Below are 16,233 nucleotides of genomic sequence, written 5' to 3' on the forward strand. Positions count from 1 at the left end.
TTTGGGGTGTTTGAATAGCTTAAATTTGAAGGTACTCTTGATTATTTCATATCATGGTAAGGCGTAGAAGGAGGCGCAGTAAGCGTAAAAACAATAATAGGAAACTATGGATATGGGGCTGTGTGGCTCTGTTTACACTCGTTGTTATCCTTATGGTCGACCTTAAACCATGGCGTCACAAGCATGTAACTGTTAGTGATGAATGGCCTTACCATGACCTAACAAAGGGAGAATATACCAAAGATTTCGATGGTTTGGATCTATCTCGTCATCAAGGAAAGATACACTGGGACGAGCTAGTTGATGAGAATCCGCAACTCAAGTTCGTGTATCTTAAAGCTACAGAAGGCAGCTCTGTGGTTGATCCCTTTTATCAGAAGAACCTCAAAGAGACTAAGAAACGAAACCTACTAGTGGGTTCGTATCATTTTCTCACACGTCGTACTTCAATGGAAAGGCAGGTTGACAACTTCCTTTCTAACATTGACCTACAGCAACAGGACTTGCTTCTTCTGGTCGACATAGAGGATGATGGAACAAGAGGATGGGATAGTCAGCTAATAAAGAAGAACTTATCACGATTCATTCAATTAGTTAAAGAGCGCACAGGACACGCCCCGATGATCTATACCAATGAGTCTTATTACCACTTACACCTCTATCCCGACTTCAATCATTACCACTTGTTTATAGCCAATTATAACCTCCCGCCAACCTTAGGAAATGCCAAATATGATATCTGGCAATCGAGTAAAAGGGGCAGAGTAAAGGGTATTTGGACCCACGTAGACATAGATCAATTACGTGAAGGAGTCAGTGTTGACGACTTTAAAATGCCGAAGTAAAGCTAACAGAACAGCCTTTATTGGCAGTCACCTGCAATCTTATTCATAATGCGAATGGACTCATTAGCCTTATAAACATCCTTTCCCAGTTGGCTAAAGTCTATGATGTTGCGATAGACACTGGTAAAGGCAACGAGCTTCTTATCCCTTACAAACAAGAGAGTACACATATTATCATACATGGTGTTATCGATGATGACGTCTCTATCTCCACCATATCCCATGTCGATACTCTCGTTAGCTGCGGTCGAACTATTGTATGGTTTGACTACAACCATCATGTCCCAATCCTTGTCCTTATATAGAGAATGAACCGAGATGCAAGTATTTTGCCTTTGTATTGATTGTAAGTTATCAGTGATGTTGACCTCTTTATAAGGGATTCTGATACATAGGATGATGGCAACGGAAAGGACGATTGTAAAGATCGTTAGTAGTAGGGTCTTTCGTTTCATGCGGTTTTCTCATTGTAAAGGTTAGTGTTTCAGGTTTATAGTTGGTGCTGCCTGCAAGTGCTATTAACACTTACCTCGGTAAGAGCTTTTCGATAGGTTGCCTATCTAATAAGGCTCTTGCAAGCAGCACACAACAATTTATTGAGTCAGAAATTAGGCTAATCCTTCTATCTGACCACGCACAATATCAATCTTCTCAGCCTGTGGAACCTTTGGTAAACCAGGCATTCTCATCATGTCACCAGCGATAGCAACAATCATTTCAGAGCCACCATTGATGACGAAGTCACGAATGGTAAGGTCGAAGTTCTTCGCCACGCCCACTTGCTTCGGGTCTTCGCTGAATGAGAATTGAGTCTTTGCTATACAAATAGGGAACCTTTCCATGCCCCAAGCCTGTATGCGTTCTAACTTCTTTTTAGCTGCTGGCTTGAAGACAACCGATCGAGCACCATAGATCTTTTTAGCCACCTTCTCGACCTTTTCCTCTATACTATCATCATCATTGTAGACCATGTTGATATCCTTTGCCCCATGCTTATCTATGGTCTCAACAACGAGCCTTGCCAAGTCTTCTGCGCCTTCTCCGCCCTTCATAAACACATTGTTTTCGGCAAAGCCAACGCCCAATAGCTTGCAATGATCAGCCAACATCTGAACCTCCTCATCGGTATCGTCACCATATCTATTTAGTGTTACGATGACCGGCTGACCGAAGTTTTGCATGTTCTTAACATGCTTGTCAAGGTTAGCAAAGCCTTCAACAAGGGCTTGTAGTTCCTGTTCACGAGTGCAACCTTCCGTGAGTCCGCCATGTAGTTTGAGCCCTCGCAAGGTTGCAACAAGCACCGTGACGCGTGGATGAATCTCTCCCTTGCGACACTTGATATCGAGGAACTTCTCTGCACCAAGGTCTGCTCCGAAGCCCGATTCGGTAATGGCATAATCGCTCAAGGACATTGCCATCTTCGTTGCCAACAAACTATTGCAACCATGGGCGATGTTTGCAAAAGGTCCACCATGCACCAATGCAGGTGTACCCTCAAGTGTTTGAACAAGGTTCGGTTTGATTGCATCAAGCAACAAAACGGTGATAGCACCTGCTATACCAAGGTCTTTCACCTTGAACGGTTTGTTATCAAAGGTGATACCAAGCACCATATTCTCTATACGACGGCGTAGATCGCTTTCATTAGAGGCTAAACATAGAGCTGCCATGATCTCACTTGCAGGTGTAATATCAAACCCCGACTGTGTCGGCAGACCATCAGTTACAGCTCCCAAGCCCGTTACTACGTTACGAAGACTGCGATCATTCACATCAAGAACACGCTTCCATAGAATCTGTTTAAGCGTAAATCCCTCGCTACGATGCTGATAGATGTAGTTATCCAACAGTGCTGCAATCATGTTATGTGCGCTTGTTATGGCATGAAAGTCGCCTGTGAAGTGCAGATTTATCTTCTCCATCGGTACCACCTGGGCGTATCCTCCACCAGCAGCACCACCTTTCATACCGAAACAAGGGCCTAAACTCGGTTCGCGTAAAGCTAATACAGAACGTTTGCCAATGCGATTCAATGCCATAGAAAGCCCTATACTCACAGTCGTTTTACCAATACCTGCACGGGTAGGAGATATTGAACTAACAAGAACCAAGCGGTTTTTAGCAACGCGTTCTTCGTCTATTAAGGTAAGAGGAACCTTAGCCATATACTTCCCATAAAGCTCTAACTCGTCAGCAGGAATACCTATTTTAGCTGCCACCTCTTCGATTCGCTTCATGTTACATGAGCGTGCAATCTGAATGTCTGATTTCATAGTTTTATACTTATATTTTAGTTGTAAGGACAAAGATAAGCATATTTTCTGAATCTACTAACCGATTCTTCATAAAGTTTTAACCAATCGCCACGATTTTACGAATACCCTTGTATAATTCAAAATGCAAAATTCACAATTCAAAATTATGATTAGGTAGAGTTGACGAGTTGACTGGTTGACGAGTAAACAAGTTGCTTGTTCTGTGGAAAATAGCACTATCTACGCCCCTCTCCATTCGGAGAGGGGGCGGGGGTGAGGCTTCTCTTCACACGGAATACACGGATGGCACGAAGCCTAAAGGCTACACAGAGTTCCTAAAGGAACATGGGAATCCACAGAAGCTGATGCTCTTGTGCAATTCAAAATGCAAAGTTCACAATTCAAAATTATGATTACTTCTGTTTGAAGTGATGGTCTGCTAAGATGCTCTGTACCATATAGTTCTGTGTAACGAGGCTGTGTCCTGTTAGCACGAGTCACTGATTTGCAAATAAAGAAACGCCCTTCTCCATTGGAGAAGGGCGTTTCTTCATTATGAAGAGAGGCTTCCTTCAAGTCGAAGAAAGCCTCTTCTCACGTCGAGGAGAGGCTTCCCTTAAATTGAGAATACACTCTCTTTAAATTGAGGAAACGCCTTCTTTAAATTGGAAAGAGGATTTACTCTTGTCCAGAAGATATATTTTGACGCTTCTTCTGACGCTCATTCTTGATCTTATCTTGAATCATTTGATAGTGCGAAATGGCATGTCTACGAGCGTTGATAATCTGGAATCTATAGACGAAACAAGTAGTTGTAAAATAGATAACTACCTGTATCCACAGTGCTCTCACTTCAGGGAGAATGTCGTTGAGGGTGCCTCCCATAGAGGATATTCGTAGGAATCCACGCACGCCAAAGGTCGATGGAATGATCCAACCCAAGCCCTGCCATATCCCTGGAATGTTGCTTTGAGGCCAAGAGACACCTGTTAGGAACAGAAGTGGAACAGATGTAAAGACCACCAAAAGCATGACATTTTCACGATAGCGAACGAGGCATGAGACTGTCATACCAAAGAAGATCACAGCAAGCAAGTAGGGGAGTAAGAGCCAAAAGAGGTCCGATGAATGTGCTAACATCGTGAAGTTAAAGAAGCGAGGGACTGCCATTGTGATGTAAGCAGCCATGACGCAATAGACCATAAAGTAACAGGACGACTTGCCGAGGACTATTTTCATGATTCCATCATAGTGTTTTCCGATTGGAACAAGGTCTTGGAAGCGGTTGTTCTCACGTGCTGTACCAGCCGAGAGACCAATTCCTAAGAGTAGAGTTTGCTGTAAGATGAGAATCAAGACACCTGGGAGAATGGCGTTACCATAGCCTCCTGTGGTGTTAAAAATCGGTTCAGCGTCAACAACCATTGGTTCCGTGTTCAGCTCCTCATCCCTTTCTGTGAACGAGAAAGAGTGAGCCTTCAGCCTGTCAGCACCCATCTCAAGTGCTACTGCTTGTGCCGTTTGATAGATCGCCTTGTAGGTTAGCATCAAACTCATGTCACAATAGACTCCAACATGCGCCTGTTCGCCTCGATTCAAAGTCTCATCAAAGTCGGAAGGAAAGTATAGGATGCCATGAACTGCCTGTTTCCCAATGAGTTCCTTCGCCTCTTCTAAGTTGTTACAATAGTATGCTGCCTTCACATCTGGTGCTGCATCAAAGTCGCGAATGAACTCCCTTGACGAGGTTGTATGCGATAGGTCGACAATAGCAACAGGTACATCCCGCACCACTTCATTGTTATATATCCACGAATAAAGCAAAGGGTAGGCGAGAGGAACAAGTATGAAAAATATCAATACACCCTCATCTTTCACCGTACTCTTCAACTCCAACCACCAGATGTAGCAGACGGATGAAAGAAAGTCGAGCGGTTTCTTGAGCGCATCCTTTAGTGTGGAACTCTTTTTATTATTATTCGACATAGACAGTTATCAGCGTTATTTTCTTTCTAAAAGAGGTCTGTTTTAACAACTTATGGTATGTAAACATATTCCAGCATAGCACGTTTCAAGTTCCAAAGAACAAGTATCGGCGAGGCAGCGAAGGCAACAAGTGCCATCACATTGACCCACGCATCAATAAGAGGAAAGCCATTGAAGACGCAGAGCTGATAAATCATGTAGTAATGACGAAGCGGTATGATCTGTGCCAGAGCTTCGATCATCCCGTCCATAGCAAAGACTGGGAACGTGGCTCCACAAGCGGAGAATCCAACGACAGCCCATAACGAACAGACGCTCATCGACATGCGTAACGAGGGGATGAGACCGAAAACAAAGACTCCAAACCCTTGTGAGGACAGAACCGTGAGGATGCCAAGAAAGAGGATCATGTGCAATCCTCCGGGGTGAGGGAAGTTCAGGTAGCCATAGATATACCACTCATATCCGAGGAAAACTGCCAAGAAGATGAGGGTTTGAGGTAGGAGTTTTCCAGTGATAGCAAGCCATATATTGTTGTTAGCTAACCGCATCCATTGTTGTGAACGACCGAACTTTAGTTCAGTTCCAATCGAATAGACGGTGATAAGAAGCATAAATAGTACGAGGATACCGGGCACCATAATACTCGTCAGATAGATGTTATAATTCATCCACGGATTGCCCACCATGTGTACATCCAAGCCTATGGGCTGTATGAACTCCTTAATCTCCTTGGGTGTTTTACCAAGCATTTGGAGCTTTGCGGCACCCATAGCTGCAGAGCCAAGAGTCGTCACTGTCTTGAGGTCTTTATATAACATTCCGCCTGCAACAAGCGTCACATTACTATAATAGAAAGATACATGTGGCTGGCGTTGAGCGAAGAGTTCGGCTGTAGTACCTTCTGGAATATAAAGGAAACCATATATCTCGTTGCGTTGAATAGCTTGTCTCGCCTCGGCAACACTATTGTAATGATCAGCCACACGGGTGCTTTGGAAGGCATCTAACTGACGTATTAAAGCACGTGTGGTGGATGTGTTATCATTGTCAACAACGCCACATGGCAACTTTTCCGGTTGCCCTTCATGCATCAAGGAAGTGAAGAAGAAGACGATAACTAATGGGAAGACAACCATACAACAGATGTATATTGGGTTGTGAACCATCAGTCCAACCTCTCGTGAAGAGAGTGCAAAGACTCTTTTCAATCCGTCTCCAAGGGAGTTGAAAACCGACTTTATGTTGAATGATAACTTCATTATAAAAAGAAAAACCGCCTCCCTTATTTAATAATCAATGACATACCGGGCTTTAAACCATCTACTTTCTGCACTGGACGAGCCTTTACTTGGAAAGTCTTTAAGTCGTATTGTCCGTTGCTTTTCGTTGCTTTCCAAACAGCGTATGAACCTTGGTCTTTGAGTGAGGTAACCCGCATTTCGATCTGTTTGTCAAGTGCTGGGACATAGACCTTGAGCTTTGTTCCAATCTTCATGTCCTTTAGTTGATCCTCACGAACATTAAAGGTTCCCCATATATCATCAACCATTGAGATGCTCATGATAGGACTACCAAATCCAACGAGTTCGCCCACTTTAGGATAGATGGTCTCTACTTCGCCATCAGCTGTTGCACGTTGAACAGTCTCTTTCAGTACTGAACGGACAACATCAATAGCCGAAGTAGCTGCTTGCGCCTGCTTTCTTGCAGCCTCTTTAGCCTCTTTGCGCGCTCCACTCTTCGCCAGTTCCCATTGCGACTTAGCGACTTGCACACCTGCTTGAGTTGCTTCAAAGGCAGCCTTTGCCTCGTCCCGCTTCTGCGCACTCATCACTCCCTCGTCAAAGAGTCGTTGCATACGTCCGTAGGTTTTCTCGGCTATTCCGTTCGCAGCAATAGCCTGTTGATACACTTGATAAGCACTTTCAACAGCCTCACGGCGGGTTGGTGCCTCTGTTAAAGCACTGATGGCTTCAGTCGCCCCAGCAGTTGCTTCAGCCACTTTCTCCTGTGCGTTGGCTTCAGGAATAGCCAGTTTTGCAAGGATATCACCCTTATGAACATGGTCACCTTCCTTTACTAAGAGTTCAGTTACACGTCCCGGTAACTTGCAAGCCACACGATATTCACTCACTTCGACCTGCCCTTGGATGATTTCTGGCGTGCGGTCGATGGTGAAGTAACCAATGACTGCAACGATGACAACTACTGCGACGAAGCCTAAAACAGCCAGAAGAATATTGTTATGTTGTGATTTTGCTGACATAAGTATTGTTGTTTTTACTTTTAATGATCTATTTCCACCTTATTATATTATAGCTCTCCGATTGCTTTCTGAACACTGCTTTGTGCCAACTTAACGGCAATCTCTGCATCAATAATCGCTGTGCGGGCTGTCTGCCAAGCCGTTTGAGCGGTCATGACGTCGGTTACTGTCATCACTCCCTCTCGAAAACCAACGTTCGCACAACGTAGGTTTTCCTCTGCAGCCGACATATTTTTATGCGCTGTAGTGAGCTGTTTGTTGGCATCTCTGAGGCGTAGACGGCTCTGTTCAATATCAAGTTCTATTTTCTTTTGAGCGTCATTCAGCTCCATTCGAGCTATACTGGTTGCGGTCTTACTGGCACGTATCTTATATTTATTCTCCCCCCATGTCCATAGCGGCATTTGCACTGTTACACCGATATTCCATAGTCCGGAGAATCGGTTTTGGAACCCATTAAAGACGTTAGGGTTCATTACTGTATAGCCACCAGTTAGTAAGATGTGGGGGCGATAGAGTGCAGTAATGAGCTTGGTGTTCTGCTCGCTGATCTCAACTGCATTCTGTAACAAACGCAGTTCGGGGCGTGCTTCGCTGATAGTGGCACTGTCTGATGCTGCTTTTATACGATTATCAAGTTGGGAAGAAGGCGTTGCCTGAATGTCTGCATCCCCTTCGTCAGCTAATAGAATATCCCCATCTAAACTAATACCACATAATTCGCACAATGCCATCTTAGCAAGTGAAACACCACTCTGGATACGTGCTATCTGTAAGTCGGCAGTGTTAACTACGACGTCAACCTTCAATCCGTCAGCCCTTGTAGCTACTCCTTCGCGGATCATCTTTTTGACATCGTCGTCCAGTTTCTGTGCTAAGTTGCGATATTGAAGAGCAAGTGTTTCCTTCTTCTTGAGCGATACTGCCAACCAGTAAGCATTATCCACACCATATAGAACAAGCTGTCTTTTCAGGTCGATGTTGTTCTGTGCTACTTGCTCACCGAGGGCTGCCATGTCATTAGCCGCTTTAATAGCTCCACCCATGTAGATCGGTTGACTCACGAGAATCCCACCTGCATATACGTTCTTCGTGTTGGTTCGGAAAGCGTCTTTGATAGTCGTTCCGATGTTGTTGGCAGCCTGTGTAAGGGGAGAGGCGATATTGTTCAACACCTGTCCCAATTGCTGTGCTGTTTGTGGACTAATAATCCCTTGTTGTGCAAGGGTGGTCAGATTCTGTCCCAATTGATTACCCAACTGTCCCACAGAATTCGTCCCTAAATTGGTAAGGGCAGACTTCTGTTTACCATTCAAGATCGATACTTCACGTGAGAAATGTTGGTATCCTGCAAGTCCATCTACCCTTGGTAAGTACTTTGTCTTAGCTGCCTTATGTGCGTTCTCTGCAACATCAGCAGTCATCTTAGATATCTTTAACTGTCGATTGTTCCGTAAAGCAAGCTCCCGACACTGCGTTAGTGACAACACACCTTGCGCCTGTATGCCATGGAGAGAACAGAACAATATCACAAAAGTAAATAGTCTTCTCATTTACGATAGTTACGCTATTAAATTAATAGATGCAAATATAACCTTTTTAAATGACTTATTACTCAAATAGAGGTCACTAATCCTTAAATTTAAAAAAAGAGCCTATTTTTAAGGAAATATAGAACAACTTTAGAAATAAATAACTATCTTTGCAACCGCAATCTGTATTAAATACAAAGTAAGAAAACATTTCACTGTGACAAAGAAGAGTTTTTTTTATCGTGCTTTCGACCTCTATTACGATGGCTTCAAGCACATGACTTTGGGCAAGACATTATGGATGGTGATTATAGTTAAGCTAATCATTATCTTCCTTGTGCTTAAAGTTTTCTTCTTTCCGAACTATTTGAAGCAACGGACGAAACCAGGTAAAGAAAGCGAATTTGTTGAACAGCAGCTCTTGAAAAGATAGCTGATAAGAGGGCACAAATAGTTTGCTCCTAATCTAAATGATAGTTACATCAATTCATAACAATTAATAATTAACAGAGAAACAATGGAAAACCTACTCTTAACCATTGACCCAGGAACAGTTGACTGGTCGCGTGCGCAGTTCGCACTAACAGCCATCTATCACTGGTTATTCGTCCCATTAACGCTTGGATTAGCGGTTATTATGGGTATTATGGAAACTTGCTATTACCGGACGCGTAAGGAGTTTTGGCGTTCAGCAGCCCAGTTCTGGCAGCGACTCTTTGGTATTAACTTTGCCATGGGAGTGGCTACTGGCATCATACTTGAGTTCGAGTTTGGTACCAATTGGAGTAATTACTCTTGGTTTGTTGGCGACATCTTCGGTGCTCCACTGGCAATAGAAGGAATCCTCGCGTTCTTTATGGAGTCCACATTCGTTGCTGTTATGTTCTTCGGATGGTCGAAGGTCTCTGCTGGTTTTCACCTTGCTTCGACATGGTTAACAGGCTTAGGCGCAACGCTATCAGCGTGGTGGATTCTTGTTGCTAACGCTTGGATGCAATATCCAATAGGCTGTACTTTCAACCCAGAGACGATGCGTAACGAGATGACCTCATTCTTGGACGTAGCTTTAAGTCCATTTGCTATTGACAAATTCACCCATACAGTCACCTCTGCTTGGGTACTTGGTGCAGCCTTCACTGTCGGTGTAAGCTGCTGGTATCTATTGCGTAAACGCCACGTGGAACTCGCTAAGCAGAGTATTAAGATAGGTTCTATCGTTGGTTTGGTAGCCTCTTTCTTAACTGCATTTACGGGTCACGACTCAGCTTATATGGTCGCTCAAACACAGCCAATGAAGCTCGCTGCGATGGAAGCATTGTATGAGGGAGGAAACAGCCAGAGCCTTACAGGTATTGCAATGGTCAATCCCTTCAAGCAACCAGACTATATGAACGAGTCTGAACCACCTATGCGTGTGGCTGTTCCAAATATGTTATCAATCCTCGCAACAAAGTCTACTACTGGCTATGTTCCTGGTGTTCGAGACATCATCAAGGGCTATACTAAGGCAGATGGAACCAAAGAGCCTTCCTTGAAAGAGAAGCAGGAACGAGGCAAGAGAGCCATTCAAGCACTCAAAGACTATCGTGCAGGAAAGGACAAAGAAAGCAATGAGAAGATCCTTGACCATGATATGAAATACTTCGGATATGGCTATATCAAGGATGCCAATCAACTGGTACCTTTCATTCCAATTAACTTCTGGGCGTTCCGTATAATGGTAGGTCTTGGCGGCTTATTCATCCTTGTCTTCGCTGTAATGTTATTCCTTCTCTATAAGAAAGACATTACTCGTCCACGTTGGTTACAGTATTTAGGAATAGCGTTGATACCGCTCGCTTACATTGCAAGTGAGAGTGGTTGGCTTGTTGCCGAGTTTGGTCGTCAACCTTGGACAATACAAGACATGCTACCTACTTGGGCTGCTGTTAGCGACCTGTCAAGCGGTGGTATCGCCTTCACCTTCTTCCTCTTTCTTGTGTTATTTACGGCTATGTTAACCGTAGAGATTAGTATTATGTGTAAGCAAATAAAGAAAGGACCAGCTCTATGACATACTATTTCCTACAAAACTATTGGTGGTTTATCATCTCACTATTGGGCGCGTTGCTCGTTTTCTTACTATTCGTACAAGGCGCAAACTCGATGATCTTCCAGTTAGGAAAGACTCCCGACGACCGCAGAATGTTGATTAACTCCACTGGAAGAAAGTGGGAGTTCACCTTTACAACACTTGTTACATTCGGCGGGGCATTCTTTGCTTCATTCCCATTGTTCTATAGTACGAGCTTTGGAAGTGCTTATTGGATATGGTTATTGATCTTGTTTACATTCATCATACAGGCTGTTAGCTATGAATTTCAGAACAAGGCGGGTAACATCTTTGGTGTTCGTACATTCCAAACATGCCTTATCATCAATGGTATTCTTGGTCCGTTGCTCTTAGGCGGAGCTGTTGCAACCTTCTTCACAGGCTCTAATTTCATCGTAGAAAAGGCTAACATCACCAATAGCATGCAACCCGTTATCTCTCATTGGGCTAATGGTTCACGTGGACTTGACGTCTTACTCAATCCTTGGGTAGTCATCTTTGGTATTGCAGTGGTGTTCTTAGCACGCATCCTGGGTACGCTCTACATTAATAATAATGTAAACGACGATACAATCCGTACCCGTGTTCGCAAGCAGTTATTGGTTAATACCATCCTTTTCTTGCTCTTCTTCTTACCTTTCCTCATTGTTACTTTGTTCAGCGAGGGCTATGCGGTAAATGAAGCAGGTACTATCGTCATGGAGCCTATGAAGTATTTTAACAACCTACTAACGATGTGGCCATTGGCTATTATCCTACTTGTGGGTGTTGTCCTACTTCTTTTTGGAATCATCAAGACCATCTTTAAACCCAATTATGTGCGTGGTATATGGCCTGCAGGTATAGGAGTTGTATGTGTGGTATTGGTTCTCTTCCTCATTGCAGGATGGAACAACACAGCTTACTATCCCTCTACTGCCGACTTACAGAGCTCTTTGACCATTCAAAACAGCTCATCAAGTGAGTTCACACTCAAGGCTATGTTCTACGTAAGTTTCCTCGTTCCATTCGTCTTGGCATACATTGTTTATGCTTGGAGAGCCATTGATAAGAAAGCTATCGACCGACAGGAAATAACAGAGGATGACCATGCTTATTAAGAAGTAAACGTATTTTTTATATACAAATAACCATCAGAGGTGGGAGAGAATACCGATAATAAGGTATTTCTTCCACCTTGTTTTTTCCCCTTAAAGATAAAGGGAATAACGATATTGAGCGTCCTCTGTGTACTATTCATCATTTTTTATGTATCTTTGCAGGGCTCACAACCTTTTTGGGAAAGTGTAAGATGAACTAAAGATAATGGCAATGAAGAAGGGACTAGTACTTGAAGGAGGCGCCATGCGTGGGCTTTTTTCCGCTGGTGTAATAGATGTTCTCATGGAAAACAACCTATCGCCAGATGGCGTTATAGGTGTTTCTGCGGGTGCAGCCTTTGGTTGCAATATGAAGTCGAAACAGCCGGGACGTGTCATAAGGTATAATAAGAAGTTAGCACATGACTGGCGTTATGCCTCTTTCCGTTCGCTTCTTACGACTGGCGACTACTTCGGTGGCGAGTATGCCTACCATTACATGCCTCGCAAATTAGACTATTTTGATGTCGAAACATTCCGTAATAACCCTATGGAGTTTTGGGTTGTTTGTACGAACGTAGGCACTGGCAAGGCGGTATATAAGCGTTTAATGGAGGTCAACGACGCTTGTCTCGAATACATCCGAGCCTCGGCTTCGATGCCGATAGCCGCTCGCATTGTCACAATAGAGGGTAAGAAGCTACTAGACGGTGGTATTGCCGACTCCATCCCATTGCGTTTTTTCCAAGAGCAAGGCTATAATCGTAACCTAGTTGTGCTCACTCAACCAGCTAATTACGTAAAGAAACCAAACAAACTCATGCCTCTTATGCGCCTTTGGTTGCGTCGCCACCCTCGCATCATACGTGCTTTAGAACAGCGACATATCATGTATAACAATCAGTTAGAGTATGTTCGTCAAGAAGAGAAAAAGCCCAACACACTCGTCATACGACCTAAAAAGCCTCTGATCATAGGGCATATTTCGCACAATCCAGACGACATGCAGGCTACATACGACCATGGAAGAGAGGTTGCCACAGAGCATTTGGAGGAGATAAAAGCATTCTTTTGCATACGAAGATAGTATCACAAAATAGGGAACAGACGCCCTTGTCAGTCCGCATAAATACTATATTTGGGATAAAAGGAATATGTTATTAGAACGATATGTCCTTATACATCTTGTTTTTAAACCATGTTGTGAGGCGGACAGACGAGGGTGTCTGTCCCTACTTTGTGGATATAGCTCCAGCAGTACAAACAACTCGTTTACTTGTCAACTATCAACTCATCAACTCTACCTAATTATAATTTTGAATTAGAAAAAGGCTTCTCTTTCTTACTTGCTCGTAGTCAATCCGCTACGTTTCGGGCGTTTGTAAGAGCGGTAATCATCAAGTTCTATTTCCACCTCAGGCTCTTTCAGTTCACCTTCTGACGGTAGTTGGAACTTCATATACTTAATATTCAAGCCTCGTTCAATCCATTGGTTCTCATAATAAGTATGGATTCCAAGGATCTCACGAGTGTTCTCGTCCATCTCATTCTCAGCCGTTTTCGCACCTTCCTTCAACTCATTTCCATAGAGATCTTCCGTTCGGAAGAGTACAGGGAGGCTATTCACATTCACCATGTAAGTGGTATATGTGAATAAGAAGTTCGAGTCCGTCTTTAAGTGAACGATACCTCCATCCACCAAGAAGTGGCGGTATCGGTTCATAAAGAACGTAGATGTCAAACGCTTGTGATAGTTCTTCATCTGTGGATCAGAGAAGGTTAACCATATTTCTTGCACCTCATTTGCACCAAAGAAGCGGTCGATTATCTCGATACTCGTGCGTAGGAACGCTACATTCGATAGCCCATCCTCCAGCGCCTGCTTAGCTCCTGTATAGATACGAGCACCCTTGATGTCAACACCAATGAAGTTGATGTCGGGATAAACACGCGCTAGTCCGACGGTGTACTCACCTTTTCCGCATCCTAACTCAAGTACAATGGGGTTGTCGTTATGGAAGTATTGCTCCCTCCAATGCCCTTTCATATCAAAAGGAACCTCACTGATCACACCGAAGGGATACTGAAAGACGTTCTTAAACGTCTCCATCTCTGCAAATTTCTGTAGTTTACCTTTACTCATGCTGCAAAGTTACAACAAAAATAAAGAATGTTATGTCAGTTCGAGTAAATTCTTCTTTCCATCGCTCTTAATCGGTTGCCACTTATAGCACAAACCTTCAGCTATTGGCAATGAAAAGCCTTTCCTCCAACCCCTCTCCGAATGGCGAGGATCGAGGGGAGCATTGCCTGTAAATGAAGGAGGCGTTTCTTTGATGCAAGGAAAGGCTTTCTTCGATGGGAAGAGAGGCTTGTTTACATTTGAAGAAAGGCTTTCTTGCAAGGAGGAAAGACTAAGCTAATGGAATACAAGGGTGTGTTTGCAACTATGGATGTTTGTTGGTATCAGCAGAAAATAGTAACTTTGTACCCGTTATTATGGAATAATTTATATTGAAACTAAACTTTTGAAATAAGATGATGGCACCACAAATAGAATATTCTGATAGAGAGGAACGACTCGAGTTCATACAAGACCGTTATCATTGTAAAGCCCCTTCTTGTGGGCGATGTGGTTCGTGTGCTTTGCCAGATGGTGTACCTGCTGTAGAATACTTTGCCGATTATATTGATGGGAAGGTGGAGTATGTAAAGCTCGCAGCAAAGGTCTGGGACTATTAACGTCGTAACTTTGCAGGTGGATAGAAAAGTGGAGTTAACCTCCTTGAAGTAAACACCCTAAAAGGGGAAACTTCTATTGCATCAGCTCTTGATGTTGGTGTGTCTTTGTGATACAAACCGCAGTTTATACCACAAAGATCCTTGTCCTGAAAGGGGAAAGAATTACTCCAAAGTCGTAATTATAATGAGGAAAGACAATGAATGACAGACAGACCAAGTCAGATACTGTGCGTGGTCGTATTCGTGGAGAGAGTTTTAAGGGTAATTACGGTAGATAGATTCTCCTACTTTTTTCTACTGAGCCATAGCTTATTCAAAGTTTCTAACAAGATTATAGTTTGTAGGTTTGTATTTAAAAGGAAAAAGAGTATGTCATTAGACATACTCTTCTGTGATCCGCATGGGGCTCGAACCCATGACCCCAACATTAAAAGTGTTGTGCTCTACCAGCTGAGCTAGCGGATCTCCATTGCTCTTGTCAATTGCGGTTGCAAAGGTACTAAGTTTTTCTGAGCGTACCAAATAATTTGAGACATTTCTTTCTTTTAACCTTATTCATAGAGTTCTTTTATGCGTTTAGGCGTTTCCTTGGTAAGTGTCGATGGTTGACACATGTGGTGCGCAGCCTCCAATGAAAGCGTAGAAATGATGGAGATGAAATGATGAGAGATTGATCTGATAAAATGAAAACCAATTTTGCTGTCACTCCTGTCATTCAGTTTGGTGTTATAAGATTCTGGTTTACAGCCTGTCATGCGAAGTGTTAAAAGTGACAGCAACTATAATTAAAAATAAATTAAGGTATTTGTGGGTTAGATAGGGCGTATATTTCTTTTGTAATTTATGCTGTACTCAATTATTTTATGTAAGTTTATACTTCCTTATTAAACATATATTCTATAGTGATGTATGCTTGTATAATGATTAGATAAAGATAACATCATTACGATGAAATATTTTCTTTTGAATGTTTTGTTAGTTCTTTGTGGTTGTAGCTCTTATGACTATAAAGTATCATCGCTACCAAGTAAAGAACTTTCCTATCAAGAATTACCAAAGGAAGTAAGGCTTTACTTGTCATCAATTAAGCCTTGCGACCCTTCAACGGGAGCACTTCTTGTGGTTGATTCTATAGATAGTTTGAGGTATTCGTTAGAGGATGTAGCTACAATAGTGGGACCTTGGATAGCCTTTATAAAGTTGGTGGATAATAAAATGGGATTGGTCTATAGGATAGAGTGGAATGCTCCTGAACCATACATAATACTTGATGGTGCATTGTATATTCCCGATAGATATAATATACTCTGTAGTGATGAGATTCAAAGGGCGAAGTATGTAAGGTATCAATTAAGGTGATTGTCTTCTTTTAGTGTGTAACTTTAAAGAATGTAATAAGATTATCATATACAAAAAGGGGGCGATATTAA

15 protein-coding genes and 1 tRNA gene are annotated in these 16,233 nt (G+C 42.9%); 7 read left to right on the top strand and 9 right to left on the bottom strand.

Annotated elements, in window-relative coordinates:
* Nucleotides 1-53: 53 nt before the first annotated feature.
* Complete coding sequence (locus D464_RS0102890; RefSeq protein ID WP_018910065.1) at nt 54-845, top strand: glycoside hydrolase family 25 protein; 792 nt, start codon at nt 54-56, stop codon at nt 843-845.
* A gap of 17 nt (nt 846-862) precedes the next feature.
* Here D464_RS0102890 and D464_RS0102895 read toward each other — a convergent pair whose 3' ends face one another.
* The 6 genes from D464_RS0102895 to D464_RS0102920 form a co-directional block, all read right to left on the bottom strand.
* Nucleotides 863-1,300 (bottom strand): hypothetical protein, encoded by a 438-nt coding sequence (locus D464_RS0102895; RefSeq protein ID WP_018910066.1) that lies wholly within the window; start codon nt 1,298-1,300, stop codon nt 863-865.
* A 153-nt stretch (nt 1,301-1,453) separates the two neighbouring features.
* Nucleotides 1,454-3,121 (bottom strand): formate--tetrahydrofolate ligase, encoded by a 1,668-nt coding sequence (locus D464_RS0102900; protein ID WP_018910067.1) that lies wholly within the window; start codon nt 3,119-3,121, stop codon nt 1,454-1,456.
* Nucleotides 3,122-3,781: 660 nt separating this feature from the next.
* Nucleotides 3,782-5,089, bottom strand: a complete 1,308-nt coding sequence (locus tag D464_RS0102905) for an ABC transporter permease (RefSeq protein ID WP_018910068.1) — start codon at nt 5,087-5,089, stop codon at nt 3,782-3,784.
* Between the two features lie 50 nt (nt 5,090-5,139).
* On the bottom strand, nt 5,140-6,351 hold the full coding sequence (locus D464_RS0102910; RefSeq protein ID WP_018910069.1) for an ABC transporter permease: 1,212 nt from the start codon (nt 6,349-6,351) through the stop codon (nt 5,140-5,142).
* Between the two features lie 23 nt (nt 6,352-6,374).
* Entirely contained in the window at nt 6,375-7,358 is a 984-nt protein-coding gene (locus D464_RS0102915; protein WP_004382226.1) for an HlyD family secretion protein, read from the bottom strand.
* 47 nt (nt 7,359-7,405) lie between these two features.
* The gene (locus D464_RS0102920; protein ID WP_018910070.1) at nt 7,406-8,911 is read right to left on the bottom strand and encodes a TolC family protein; all 1,506 of its coding nucleotides are present in this window, start codon (nt 8,909-8,911) and stop codon (nt 7,406-7,408) included.
* Between the two features lie 196 nt (nt 8,912-9,107).
* Here D464_RS0102920 and D464_RS0102925 point away from each other — a divergent pair, with 196 nt between their 5' ends.
* The 4 genes from D464_RS0102925 (at nt 9,108) to D464_RS0102940 (ending at nt 13,148) form a co-directional block, all read left to right on the top strand.
* Nucleotides 9,108-9,323 carry a DUF4492 domain-containing protein gene (locus D464_RS0102925; RefSeq protein ID WP_004382224.1) on the top strand — a complete coding sequence of 72 codons (216 nt, stop codon included), beginning with the start codon at nt 9,108-9,110 and terminating at the stop codon, nt 9,321-9,323.
* Nucleotides 9,324-9,407: 84 nt separating this feature from the next.
* A complete protein-coding gene (locus D464_RS0102930; protein WP_018910071.1) occupies nt 9,408-10,943 on the top strand; it encodes a cytochrome ubiquinol oxidase subunit I in 1,536 nt (511 codons plus the stop codon).
* The gene (locus tag D464_RS0102935; protein WP_018910072.1) at nt 10,940-12,082 is read left to right on the top strand and encodes a cytochrome d ubiquinol oxidase subunit II; all 1,143 of its coding nucleotides are present in this window, start codon (nt 10,940-10,942) and stop codon (nt 12,080-12,082) included. Before D464_RS0102930 ends, D464_RS0102935 begins: the two co-directional genes overlap by 4 nt.
* Before the next feature lie 211 nt (nt 12,083-12,293).
* Nucleotides 12,294-13,148: a patatin-like phospholipase family protein gene (locus tag D464_RS0102940; RefSeq protein WP_024985723.1), complete on the top strand. Its 855-nt coding sequence runs from the start codon at nt 12,294-12,296 to the stop codon at nt 13,146-13,148.
* 255 nt (nt 13,149-13,403) lie between these two features.
* On the opposite strand, the gene trmB is transcribed toward D464_RS0102940, so the two are convergent.
* Nucleotides 13,404-14,204 (bottom strand): tRNA (guanosine(46)-N7)-methyltransferase TrmB, encoded by an 801-nt coding sequence (gene trmB, locus D464_RS0102945; RefSeq protein ID WP_018910074.1) that lies wholly within the window; start codon nt 14,202-14,204, stop codon nt 13,404-13,406.
* 398 nt (nt 14,205-14,602) lie between these two features.
* On the opposite strand from trmB, the gene D464_RS0102955 reads away from it, so the two are divergent.
* Nucleotides 14,603-14,803: a hypothetical protein gene (locus D464_RS0102955; RefSeq protein ID WP_238309047.1), complete on the top strand. Its 201-nt coding sequence runs from the start codon at nt 14,603-14,605 to the stop codon at nt 14,801-14,803.
* Between the two features lie 392 nt (nt 14,804-15,195).
* Here the strand turns inward: D464_RS0102955 and D464_RS0102965 are convergent.
* Both D464_RS0102965 and D464_RS13715 read right to left on the bottom strand, forming a co-directional pair.
* A tRNA-Lys gene (locus tag D464_RS0102965) sits at nt 15,196-15,268 on the bottom strand.
* An 86-nt stretch (nt 15,269-15,354) separates the two neighbouring features.
* Nucleotides 15,355-15,558, bottom strand: coding sequence for a hypothetical protein (locus D464_RS13715; RefSeq protein ID WP_167319245.1), 204 nt, complete (start codon nt 15,556-15,558; stop codon nt 15,355-15,357).
* A gap of 193 nt (nt 15,559-15,751) precedes the next feature.
* Here D464_RS13715 and D464_RS0102970 point away from each other — a divergent pair, with 193 nt between their 5' ends.
* On the top strand, nt 15,752-16,162 hold the full coding sequence (locus tag D464_RS0102970) for a hypothetical protein (RefSeq protein ID WP_018910076.1): 411 nt from the start codon (nt 15,752-15,754) through the stop codon (nt 16,160-16,162).
* The last annotated feature ends 71 nt before the right edge of the window (nt 16,163-16,233 follow it).

This window comes from Prevotella veroralis DSM 19559 = JCM 6290, assembly GCF_000377625.1.
GTDB classification, from domain to species: domain Bacteria; phylum Bacteroidota; class Bacteroidia; order Bacteroidales; family Bacteroidaceae; genus Prevotella; species Prevotella veroralis.